We start from the raw sequence: 11,260 nt of genomic DNA, 5'->3' as shown, positions 1-11,260 counted from the left end.
AGGCGGGCACCGGTGACGTGTCCAACGCGACCACGCACATGCGCCAGATCAACGGCGAGATCCGGCGGCTCACCTCGCTGAGCGAGGACGAGCTGTATGTGGCCGCCAAGGACTTGCAGGCTCCCTACGAGCTGGTCGTCGAGGTCGCGGCGAACGGCAAGCTGCCGGTGGTGCTGTTCACTGCGGGCGGCATCGCTACCCCCGCCGACGCGGCGATGATGATGCAGCTGGGCGCCGACGGGGTGTTCGTCGGCTCGGGCATCTTCAAGTCCGGCAACCCCGCGCAGCGGGCCGAGGCCATCGTCAAGGCCACCACGTTCTACGACGACCCCGACGTCATCGCCAAGGTGTCCCGTGGTCTGGGTGAGGCGATGGTGGGCATCAACGTGGCCGACATCCCGGTGCCGCACCGGCTGGCCGAGCGGGGCTGGTGACGGGTACCCCGCGGATCGGCGTGCTCGCCCTGCAGGGCGACGTCCGCGAACACCTGCGCAGGCTGGAATCGCTCGGTGCCCGCGCCGTCGGCGTACGCCGCGAGCGGGAACTGGCGCAGGTCGACGGCTTGGTGCTGCCCGGCGGGGAGTCGACCACCATCGCCAAACTCGCGGCCGCGTTCGATTTGCTGGAACCGCTGCGCACCGCGGTCAAGGCCGGGTTGCCGGTCTACGGCTCGTGCGCGGGGATGATCCTGCTCGCCGACCGCATCGAGGACGGCGCCGACGGCCAGCAGACCATCGGCGGCTTGGACGTGGTGGTCCGCCGAAACGCCTTCGGTCGCCAGGTCGACTCCTTCGAGACCGAGCTGACCCACAGATTCGCCGAACCCGAACGCCCGTTCCACGCGGTGTTCATCCGGGCACCCTGGGTGGAATCCACCGGACGGGATGTCACCGTGCTCGCCCGGGTGCAGCAGAGCAGTGCGGCCGAGACGCTCGGTAGGATCGTCGCCGTGCGCCAGGGCTCGTTGCTGGCGACCTCCTTCCACCCCGAACTCACCGGGGACGACCGCGTTCACCGGTACTTCGTGGACCTGGTGCGGACCGACTGAAGACTGCAGGAGCGCTGCGCATGTCCGGCCATTCAAAATGGGCTACTACCAAGCACAAGAAGGCCGTGGTCGACGCCCGGCGCGGCAAGATGTTCGCGAAGCTGATCAAGAACATCGAGGTGGCGGCCCGGGTCGGCGGCGGGGACCCGGCGGGCAATCCGACGCTCTACGACGCCATTCAAAAGGCCAAGAAGTCCTCGGTGCCGAACGACAACATCGACCGGGCCGTCAAGCGCGGTTCCGGCGCCGAGGCGGGCGGCGCGGAATATCAGACGATCATGTACGAGGGCTACGGGCCCAACGGGGTAGCGGTGCTCATCGAGTGCCTCACCGACAATCGCAACCGCGCGGCCTCCGACGTGCGCGTGGCGGTCACCCGCAATCACGGCACGATGGCCGACCCCGGCTCGGTGTCCTACATGTTCAACCGCAAGGGCGTGGTGATCGTGCCGGCCACCGGGTTGGACGAGGACGACGTGCTCACCGCGGTGCTCGACGCCGGTGCCGAGGAGGTCAACAACCTGGGCGAGGCCTTCGAGGTGATCAGCGAGCCGGGTGACATGGTCGCGGTGCGTACCGCGCTGCAGGACGCGGGCATCGACTACGAGTCCGCCGACGCGTCGTTCGTGCCGACCGTGAACGTGGCCGTGGACGAGGACGCCGCGCGCAAGGTGTTCAAGTTGATCGACGCCCTCGAGGACCTCGACGACGTGCAGAACGTGTGGGCCAACTTCGACGTCTCGGACGAAATCATGGCGCTCATCGACGCCTGAGCATCGACGGCGCCGCGCGCCGGAGCCACCGTGACTCATGACCCGCCGACACCCCGTCGACGTCCCGGGAACCACACGCGTCACGGGGTAGCGTCGAACCCGACCCGCTGGTGGCGCACCGCGGTCGGGGAGGGCACATGCGCAAACGGACACTGGTGGCCGTGGTCGGCCCGATGACCATGCTGATGGTGAGCGGCTGCGGACCGACGCCGCGCTTGGCCGGGGACACCTCGGCGGCGCACCCCGCCCTGGATCTGACCGCCAACGACGCACCCCGGGCCGCGGTGGACACCTACGCCACCCAGTTGTGCACCGGCCTGGCCAACTTCGGGCTGACCTATCAAGAGGCCAAGACGGCCCGGACGGCCGCTGCCACCGGCTCAGCGGGTCACGCGCGGGCGGCCATGCTCGGCTACATCGACGCCCTGAACACGGCGCTGACCCGGGCGATCGGCGACACTCGGCAAGCCGGTGTGCCCGACCTGCCCAACGGGGCGCGGATCTCCACCGACCTGCTCGCGGCACTGCAGACCGCGCAGGCTGCCAACTCCGCCCTGCGGGCCAAGGTCGCCGCGCTGCCCATCGCCGACCGCGCGGGCTTCGATGCTGCCGTCGGCCCCCTGCTCGACCGCAGCGACTCCGACGTCGGCACCGCGCTACAGAAGCTCACCAAGCTCGACGACGAGCCCGGCTTCCAGGCCGCGTTCAACCACAACCGCATCTGCCGAGCCCTCTGACCCCTGCGCATGTCAAGCGCACAGGGGTCTTGTCAGGCGTCCAGACGCATGACAAGACCGTTCTGGCCTTGACATGGGCACGGATGACGGCGGCGCGCCGACAGCCGTTTGTCGGCGGGCGCCGTTAGCGTGTGTCTCGAACAGACGTTCGCCTCTGGCGACCGTGTGACTGTCGCCTGAAGGAGTCGCGGGTGCGGGTGCTGGGCGTCGACCCCGGGTTGACCCGGTGCGGCATCGGCGTGGTCGACGGCTCGCCCGGCCGAGTCGCCTCGCTGATTGATGTCACCGTGGTGCGCACCGCGCCCACCGATGACCTGAGCCACCGCTTGTTGGCCATCGAGCGCGAGGTGGAACGCATGCTCGACGCGCACCGCCCGGACGCGGTCGCCGTGGAGCGGGTGTTCAGCCAACACAACGTGCGCACGGTGATGGGCACCGCGCAGGCCGGCGCGATTGCCGTGGTGTGCGCCGCCCGGCGCGGCATCCCGGTCGCGCTGCACACGCCCAGCGAGGTCAAGGCGGCCGTCACCGGCAGCGGCCGGGCGGACAAGGCGCAGGTGGGCGCGATGGTCACCCGCCTGCTCCGGCTGGAGGAGACGCCCCGCCCGGCCGACGCCGCGGACGCCTTGGCGTTGGCTATTTGCCATCTGTGGCGCGGGCCCGCGGTCAACCGCCTGGCCGCGGCAGTGGCCGCATCGAAAGGAAGGCAACGATGATCTCCTTCGTGTCCGGGCGGGTCGCCGCCCTGGGCCCGGACGCCGCGGTGATCGAGGTGGGCGGCATCGGGCTGAGCGTGCAGTGCACGCCGAACACGTTGGCCGGTCTGCGGTGCGGCGAGCGCACGCAGCTGGCCAGCGCGTTGATAGTGCGCGAGGACTCACTGACCCTCTACGGCTTCGCCGACGAGGATGAACGCGTGGTCTTCGAGCAGTTGCTGACCACCACCGGGATCGGCCCGCGCATCGCCCAGGCCATGCTCGCCGTGCATGACCCGGACGCGCTGCGTCGCGCGGTGGCCGCCGAGGACCTCAACGCCTTGATGAAGGTGCCGGGCATCGGGCGCAAGGGCGCGCAACGGGTGGTGCTCGAGCTCAAGGACCGACTCGGTCCGCCGCGGGGCGGGCCCGGCGTGCCCGCGCAGGCCAATCCACTCTCCGACGACCGTCGCGGCCAGGTGCACGCCGCGCTGCTCAACCTCGGCTGGTCGGCCCGGGACGCCGACGCCGCGCTTGACGTGGCCACCGCCGAGGCGGGCGGCGACGTGTCCGTGCCGGACCTCCTCCGGCTGACCCTGCGCACCCTCGGGCGGGTGACGTGATCCCCGCCGAGGAAGACCTGGTGGATGCCGATGCCCGGCCGGACGAACTGCAGATCGAGGCCGCGCTGCGGCCCAAACGGCTGGCCGAGTTCGTCGGTCAGCAACGGGTGCGCGAGCAGCTCTCCCTGGTGCTGGAGGCCGCCCGGTTGCGCGGCCGGCCGCCGGACCACGTGTTGTTCTCCGGTCCGCCCGGCCTGGGCAAGACCACGCTGGCCATGATCGTCGCCGCGGAGCTGGGGGCGCCGCTGCGGGTGACCAGCGGCCCGGCCATCCAGCACGCCGGTGACCTGGCCGCGCTGCTGTCCTCGCTGGCCGAGGGCGAGGTGCTGTTCCTCGATGAGATCCACCGGATGGCCCGCCCGGCCGAGGAAATGCTGTACATGGCCATGGAGGACTTCCGGGTCGACGTGGTGGTCGGCAAGGGCGCCGGCGCCACCGCGATCCCGCTGGAGATCCCGCCGTTCACCCTGGTCGGCGCGACCACCCGGGCCGGACTGCTGCCCGGTCCACTGCGGGACCGGTTCGGGTTCACCGCCCACATGGACTTCTACGCCGCCGACGAGCTGCACCTTGTGCTGCGCCGGTCTGCCCAGCTGCTCGACGCCGATCTGGCCGCCGACGGGGCCGCGGAGATCGCCGGGCGTTCCCGGGGCACCCCGCGCATCGCCAACCGATTGCTGCGGCGGGTGCGCGATTACGCCCAGGTACGCGCTGACGGACGGATCTCGGCGAGTGTGGCGGCCGCCGGGTTGGCCCTCTACGACGTGGACGTATTGGGTCTGGACCGGTTGGACCGGGCCGTGCTGGACGCGCTGGTGCGCCGCTTCGGCGGTGGCCCGGTCGGGCTGTCCACGCTGGCCGTCGCGGTGGGCGAGGAGACCGAGACCGTCGAGGAGGTCGCCGAACCGTTCCTGGTCCGGGCCGGCCTGCTGGCCCGCACGCCGCGTGGCCGGGTGGCCACCCGGGCGGCCTGGACCCACCTCGGCCTCAGCCCGCCCGCCGGGACGCCCGGACACCCCCAACCGGTGCTGTTCGACACGGTCGACGGGGCGGGGTCCGCGCCGTGAGCCGGGCGTAGACTCCGCCAGTTGTGGACCCGAACGTCATCCTGCTCGTCCTGATCATCGGGGCCTTCTACCTGCTCGTCCTCGCGCCGGCGCGCAACCGCAAGCAGCGCGCGGTCGACATCAAGGAGAACCTGAAGCCGGGGGTCGAGGTAATCACCACTTCGGGGATGTTCGGCCGGGTGCATTCCGTCACTGAGGACGAGATGCACCTGGAGGTGGCGCCGGGCGTGGTGGTGCGCTTCGCGCTCGGCGCGCTGCGCAAAATCCTGCTGCCCAAGACGGAGGACACCCGGGGCGACGCGCAGGACGGCGAGCCGCCGGCGCCGGACAACATCTGAGCGTCCGAGCCGGCAGGCTGGGGCACGGGCACTGTGGGCGGTGCCAAACGTTGAGTGAACGTTGAGTGAGTTGAGAGGCAGGACAGTGGCAGCAGGCAAGGGCGGCCCGAAGCGGCGGCCGTCCCAGGGCGGGAGCCAACCGACCCAATCGTTGATCTTCTTGCTGGTGCTGATCGTGGCCGGCATCGCGACGATGATCGGGACGGACTCGAAGAAGCCGCGCCTGGCCATCGACCTCGACGGCGGCACCAGCGTCACGCTCACCGCCAAGGCGTTGCCGGGGCCGGACGGCAAACCGGGCGCCGTCACCTCGGACGCGATGAAACAGGCGGTGAAGATCATCCGCCAGCGGGTCAACGGGTTCGGTGTTTCCGAGGCCCAGGTCACCACGCTCGGTAATGACAACATCGTGGTCGCGGTACCCGGTGACGCCAGCAGCAATGTTGCCGAGCAGGTCGGTCAGACCGCGCTGCTGCGCTTCCGCCCGGTGATCCAGGCGGGCCCGGCGAGCCCGGCCGCGGCCGCCGGGGGCGGCGCGGGTGAGTTGCCCGGGGTGCCCGGGGTGCCCGGTCAGGGCCGCGCGGTGTCCGACGCATTGTTGCCCGCCGACTCGCCCAGCCCGGATCCCTCGGCCAGTGCCTCGGCCAGTGCCTCGGCCGACCCGACCGCGAAGCCGTCCGCCTCGGCGAAGCCGTCGGCCAAGACCTCCGCCTCGGCGAAGCCGTCCGCGGCCGCCTCGACGGATGACACGAACACCCCGGCGGACCAGAGCACCGATGCGATCCCGGCCGATGTGCAGGCGGCCTACGCGGCAAAGGACTGCAGCCGGGCCGATCCGACCGCCATCGGTGACAGCGCTGCGGCCACTGCTTACGTGGTCGCCTGCGATCGCGACGGGTACCAGAAATACCTGCTGGGCCCGAGTGAGGTGCAGGGCACTCAGGTGAGCAGCGCCGACGCCGCGCTGCCCAGCGGCGCCAGCGTCGGTGCCTGGCAGATCGACCTCAACTTCAACGGCAGTGGCACCAGCGCGTTCCAGAAGGTCACCAAGCGGCTGGCCGCTCTGCAGGCGCCGCAGAACGAGTTGGCCATCACCCTGGACGGGGTGGTGCAGTCGGCGCCGACCGTGAATGAGGAGATCGCCACCGGTCAGGCGCAGATCACCGGCACCTTCACCCAGGACGAGGCCTCCGACCTGGCCAACGTGCTGAAGTACGGTGCGCTGCCGCTGGCGTTCACCCAATCGAAGGTGGACACCGTCTCGGCCACGCTGGGGTCCGACCAGTTGCACGGCGGCCTGATTGCGGGCGGCATCGGCCTGCTCCTGGTGGTCATTTACTGCTTGTTCTTCTACCGGGGTCTCGGCGTCCCGGCCCTGCTCGGGCTGACGCTGGCCGCGTTCATGTCCTACATGGCGATCTCGCTACTCGGGAAGGGCATCGGCTACCGCCTGTCCATCGCGGGTATCGCGGGCACCATCGTGGCCATCGGCATCACCGCGGACTCCTTCGTGGTGTTCTTCGAACGATTGCGGGATGAGATCCGGGACGGTCGAACACCGCGGGCCGCCGTCGAGTACGGCTGGAAGCGGGCCTGGCGCACCATCCGCACCGCGAACTTCGTCTCGCTGCTGGCCGCTGCCGTCCTGTACTTCTTCTCGGTCGCCGACGTGAAGGGCTTCGCGTTCACCCTCGGTATGGCGACCATCATCGACGTCGTGGTGATCTTCCTGTTCACCAAGCCCGTGGTCACCCTGCTCATGCGCCGGCCGTACTTCGCGCGGGGCAAGAAGTGGTCCGGCGTCAGCCCGGAGAGCCTGGGCCTGCGGCGCCTATCACCGCTGGCCGGGTTGGGTACCACGACGGTGAAGGAGGCCTGAGATGTCCCGCCTGGCCGATCTCGGCGCCCGCCTGCAGAGCGGGGAAACCTCGATCAACGTCGTCGGCAACCGCAAGCGGTTCTTCATCGCCAGCCTGGTCCTGGTGGTGATCTCGATCGGCGGGCTGGCCATTCGCGGCCTGGATGAGGGTGTTGAGTTCAAGGGCGGCGCGGTGTTCGACACCAAGGCGCAGGGCATCTCGGTGGCCGATGTCCGTGGCGCGGTCGAGGGCGCCGGCGCCAAGGAACCCAAGGTGCAGAAGCTCGGCTCGGACCGGGTGCGGGTGGAGACCGGCGCGCTGCAGCCCGGTCAGGCGACCGCGATCCGCGAGGCGTTGAGCAAGAAAATCGGCATCCCCGTCGAGGAGATCACCCAGCAGGTGGTCGGCCCGTCCTGGGGTTCCGACATCAGCCACAAGGCCGCGAAGAGCCTGATCATCTTCCTGGCGCTGCTGGCCATTTACCTGGCCATCGTCTTCGAGTGGAAGCTCGCGGTGGGTGCGCTGGTCGCGCTGGTGCACGACGTGGCGATCACCACCGGCATCTATGCAGTGGTCGGCTTCACGGTCAGCCCGGCCACCGTCATTGGTCTGCTGACCATCCTCGGTTACTCGCTCTACGACACCGTGGTGGTCTACGACAAGCTCAAGGAGAACACCACCAACCTCACCAACAGCAACCGCTACACCTACACCGGTGCGGCCAACCTGGCCATCAACCAGACTTTGGTGCGTTCCATCAACACCTCGCTGATCGCGCTGCTGCCGGTCGCCGGTTTGCTGTTCGTGGGTGCCGGCCTGCTCGGCGCGGGTGTGCTCAAGGACCTGGCGCTGGTGCTGTTCGTGGGTATGGCTGTCGGTGCGTACTCCTCGATCTTCATCGCCACCCCGTTGGTGGTCGCGATGAAGGAGCGCGAACCGGAGATGAAGGCGCTGGCCAAGCGGGTAGCGCAACGTCAGGCCGCGGGCAAGGACGTGCGGCCGGCCCAGGCAGCCGAGGACGACGGAGTGCCCGCCGGGGCCGGGGCGCCGGCGCGACCCACCGCCCCGCCCGGCGAACGGGTGCAACCCAAACGCAGCGCGCCGCGCAGCACCCGGCGCCCGCCGCCGCCGAAGTAAGCGCACGATGAGCAGCGACCGGGTGGACTGGCGCAAGCTGATCCGCGATGTCCAGGATTTCCCGGCACCGGGCATCCTGTTCAAGGACATCGCCCCGGTGCTGGCCGACGCGGCGGCGCTGGCCGCGATGACCGACGAACTCGTCGAGGTCTGCCGCGGCGAACGGGTGGACATGGTGGTGGCCGTGGAGGCCCGCGGGTTCATCCTCGGTGCCCCGGTGGCACTGGCGCTGGCCGCGGGCTTCGTGCCGGTGCGTAAGCCCGGCAAGCTGCCGCACCTGACGCGGTCTGTGGCCTACGCGCTGGAGTACGCCGAAGCCGTGCTGCACATGCATACCGACGCGCTGCAGCCGGGCGACCGGGTGCTGATCGTCGACGACGTGCTGGCCACCGGCGGCACCCTGGCTGCGGCCGCGCAACTGGTGCGGGAGTCCGGGGCGGACCCGGTGGCCGCGGCGGTGCTGCTGGAGATCACCGCGCTGAACGGACGGGCAGCGCTGGCGCCCCTTCCGGTGCACGTCCTGCAGAGCGTCTGAGCAGGATCCCAACCGGCCCGTAGCATGGAAGCGTGACCGACCAGGCCGTCCCTGCGACCGACCCGGAGCCGGCTGCGCCGGTGACCGCGGCGTCGTCGGGCCCTGCGCCGTCGGCCCCTGCGCCGTCGGCCCCTGCGCCGTCGGGCGTCGGGGCCACCCGCCGGGTGCGGGCCCGCCTGGCCCGGCTGGCCGGTCAGCGCACCTCGGTGGTCAACCCGGTGCTGGAGCCGCTGTTCCGCAGCGTGCGGCAGACCCACCCGAAGGCCGATCTGAAGATCATCGAGCGCGCCTACGAGACCGCCGAGGAGTGCCACCGGGGGCAGTTGCGCCGCAGCGGCGAGCCGTACATCACTCATCCGCTGGCTGTCGCCACGATCCTGGCCGAACTCGGTATGGAGCCGCCCACGCTGTGTGCGGCGATGCTGCACGACACGGTCGAGGACACCGACTACACGCTGGAGACGGTGCGGGCGGACTTCGGCGCGGAGATCGCCGCGCTGGTGGACGGCGTCACCAAGCTGGACAGGGTCACCTACGGCGATGCCGCGCAGGCCGAGACCGTACGCAAGATGGTCATCGCCATGGCCCGGGACATCCGGGTGCTGGTGATCAAGCTCGCCGACCGGCTGCACAACATGCGCACGTTGCGCTACATGCCGCCGGCCAACCAGGAACGCACCGCGCGGGAGACGTTAGAGATCTACGCGCCACTCGCCCACCGCCTCGGTATGAACACCGTGAAGTGGGAGCTGGAGGATCTGTCCTTCGCCACCCTCTACCCGAAGATGTACGACGAGATCGTGCGGTTGGTGGCCGACCGAGCGCCCAGTCGTGACGAGTACCTGTCCAAGGTGGTCGACGCGGTCGAGGCGGACCTGCGCCCGGCGCGGATCAAGTGCCGGGTGACCGGGCGACCCAAGCACTACTACTCGATCTACCAGAAGATGATCGTGCGCGGCCGCGAGTTCGGCGACATCTTCGACCTGGTCGGGGTGCGCATCCTGGTCGACTCGGTGCGGGACTGCTACGCCACGCTCGGCGTGGTGCACGCGCGGTGGAACCCGGTGCCCGGCCGGTTCAAGGACTACATCGCGATGCCAAAGTTCAACCTCTACCAATCACTGCACACCACGGTGATCGGCCCGGAGGGCAAACCGGTCGAGCTGCAGATCCGCACGCAGTCCATGCACCGGCGTGCCGAGTACGGCGTGGCCGCGCACTGGAAGTACAAGGCGGAGGCGAACGGCGAGACGACCGCCGTCGGCCCGGCGGCCAGTTCGGGGGAGAAGGCGGCCGGGGAGGACATGGCGTGGCTGCGCCAATTGCTGGACTGGCAGAAGGAAACCGCCGACCCCAGCGAGTTCCTCGAGTCGCTGCGCTTCGACCTGTCCGGCAACGAGGTCTACGTGTTCACCCCGGCCGGTGACGCCATCGGGCTGCCCACCCGGTCCACCCCGGTGGACCTGGCCTACGCGGTGCACACCGAGGTCGGCCACCGCTGTATCGGCGCCCGGGTGAACGGACGGCTGGTGCCGCTGGAATCACCGTTGGCCAACGGTGACGTGGTGGAGATCCTGACCGCGAAGGGCACCGGGCCGGGCACCGGACCCAGCCGGGACTGGTTGGACTTCGCGGCCAGCCCACGGGCTCGCAACAAGATCAAGGGCTGGTTCTCCAAGGAGCGTCGCGAGGAGGCGGTCGAGCGCGGCAAGGACGAGCTGGCCCGCGCCATGCGCAAGCAGGGCCTGCCCCTGCAGCGGTTGCTCACCTCGGAATCGCTGACCACGATCGCGCACGAGATGCGGCTGGCCGACATCACCGCGCTCTACGCCGCGGTCGGTGAGCACCACGTCTCCGCGCAGTCGGTGGTCACCCGCTTGGTGCAGTCCCTGGGCGGCACCGAATCCACCACCGAGGACATGGCCGAGACGGTCACCCCGAGCAAGGCCCGGGGTCGGTTCCAGCCGCACGGCGACCCGGGCGTCTCGGTGACCGGCGCCCCGGATGTCTGGGTGAAGTTGGCCCGCTGCTGCACGCCGGTGCCGGGCGACCCCATCGTCGGGTTCGTCACCCGCGGCAACGGCGTCTCGGTGCACCGCAAGGACTGCACGAACTCCGCGGCGCTGGCCGGGCAGCGGGAACGCATGGTCGAGGTGGAGTGGGCGCCGACCGCTTCCTCGGTGTTCCTGGTGGCCATCCAGGTGGAGGCGCTGGACCGGTCCCGGCTGCTCGCGGACATCACCCGAGTGCTGTCCGACCAGCACGTGAACATCCTGTCCGCGACCGTGGCCACCACCCGCGACCGGGTGGCGATCAGCCGCTTCACCTTCGAGATGGGCGACCCCAAGCACCTCGGTCACGTGCTCAAGCACGTGCGCGCGGTGGAAGGTGTGTTCGACGTCTACCGTACCACCGGGACGATGAATTCCTGAACCGGCAAGGGAACTG

At 70.0% G+C, this 11,260-nt stretch carries 12 protein-coding genes; all 12 read left to right on the top strand.

The features are described 5' to 3' along the window. A partial coding sequence (locus tag VGJ14_11425; GenBank protein HEY2833025.1) for a pyridoxal 5'-phosphate synthase lyase subunit PdxS occupies positions 1 to 434 on the top strand: 434 nt, incomplete at its 5' end. Then, positions 431 to 1,048 carry a pyridoxal 5'-phosphate synthase glutaminase subunit PdxT gene (gene pdxT, locus VGJ14_11420; protein ID HEY2833024.1) on the top strand — a complete coding sequence of 206 codons (618 nt, stop codon included), beginning with the start codon at positions 431 to 433 and terminating at the stop codon, positions 1,046 to 1,048. The genes VGJ14_11425 and pdxT, both read left to right, overlap by 4 nt. A 20-nt stretch (positions 1,049 to 1,068) precedes the next feature. After that, a complete protein-coding gene (locus VGJ14_11415; protein HEY2833023.1) occupies positions 1,069 to 1,821 on the top strand; it encodes a YebC/PmpR family DNA-binding transcriptional regulator in 753 nt (250 codons plus the stop codon). A gap of 137 nt (positions 1,822 to 1,958) precedes the next feature. After that, on the top strand, positions 1,959 to 2,558 hold the full coding sequence (locus tag VGJ14_11410; GenBank protein HEY2833022.1) for a hypothetical protein: 600 nt from the start codon (positions 1,959 to 1,961) through the stop codon (positions 2,556 to 2,558). Between the two features lie 191 nt (positions 2,559 to 2,749). Continuing rightward, on the top strand, positions 2,750 to 3,274 hold the full coding sequence (gene ruvC / locus VGJ14_11405; GenBank protein ID HEY2833021.1) for a crossover junction endodeoxyribonuclease RuvC: 525 nt from the start codon (positions 2,750 to 2,752) through the stop codon (positions 3,272 to 3,274). Then, complete coding sequence (ruvA, locus tag VGJ14_11400; GenBank protein HEY2833020.1) at positions 3,271 to 3,876, top strand: Holliday junction branch migration protein RuvA; 606 nt, start codon at positions 3,271 to 3,273, stop codon at positions 3,874 to 3,876. Before ruvC ends, ruvA begins: the two co-directional genes overlap by 4 nt. Then, complete coding sequence (gene ruvB / locus VGJ14_11395; GenBank protein HEY2833019.1) at positions 3,873 to 4,943, top strand: Holliday junction branch migration DNA helicase RuvB; 1,071 nt, start codon at positions 3,873 to 3,875, stop codon at positions 4,941 to 4,943. Before ruvA ends, ruvB begins: the two co-directional genes overlap by 4 nt. Before the next feature lie 23 nt (positions 4,944 to 4,966). Then, positions 4,967 to 5,281, top strand: a complete 315-nt coding sequence (yajC, locus tag VGJ14_11390) for a preprotein translocase subunit YajC (protein HEY2833018.1) — start codon at positions 4,967 to 4,969, stop codon at positions 5,279 to 5,281. 85 nt (positions 5,282 to 5,366) lie between these two features. Then, the gene (gene secD / locus VGJ14_11385; GenBank protein HEY2833017.1) at positions 5,367 to 7,160 is read left to right on the top strand and encodes a protein translocase subunit SecD; all 1,794 of its coding nucleotides are present in this window, start codon (positions 5,367 to 5,369) and stop codon (positions 7,158 to 7,160) included. A 1-nt stretch (position 7,161) separates the two neighbouring features. Continuing rightward, positions 7,162 to 8,277 carry a protein translocase subunit SecF gene (secF, locus tag VGJ14_11380; GenBank protein ID HEY2833016.1) on the top strand — a complete coding sequence of 372 codons (1,116 nt, stop codon included), beginning with the start codon at positions 7,162 to 7,164 and terminating at the stop codon, positions 8,275 to 8,277. A gap of 7 nt (positions 8,278 to 8,284) precedes the next feature. Beyond that, positions 8,285 to 8,812, top strand: coding sequence for an adenine phosphoribosyltransferase (locus VGJ14_11375; GenBank protein ID HEY2833015.1), 528 nt, complete (start codon positions 8,285 to 8,287; stop codon positions 8,810 to 8,812). 32 nt (positions 8,813 to 8,844) lie between these two features. Next, positions 8,845 to 11,244: a bifunctional (p)ppGpp synthetase/guanosine-3',5'-bis(diphosphate) 3'-pyrophosphohydrolase gene (locus VGJ14_11370; GenBank protein HEY2833014.1), complete on the top strand. Its 2,400-nt coding sequence runs from the start codon at positions 8,845 to 8,847 to the stop codon at positions 11,242 to 11,244. Positions 11,245 to 11,260 lie beyond the last annotated feature (16 nt).

It is taken from the genome of Sporichthyaceae bacterium, from assembly GCA_036493475.1.
Classification (GTDB): domain Bacteria; phylum Actinomycetota; class Actinomycetes; order Sporichthyales; family Sporichthyaceae; genus DASQPJ01.
The sequence above is the reverse complement of the archived record's forward strand: the minus strand, read 5'-3'. Positions and strand labels throughout refer to the sequence as shown.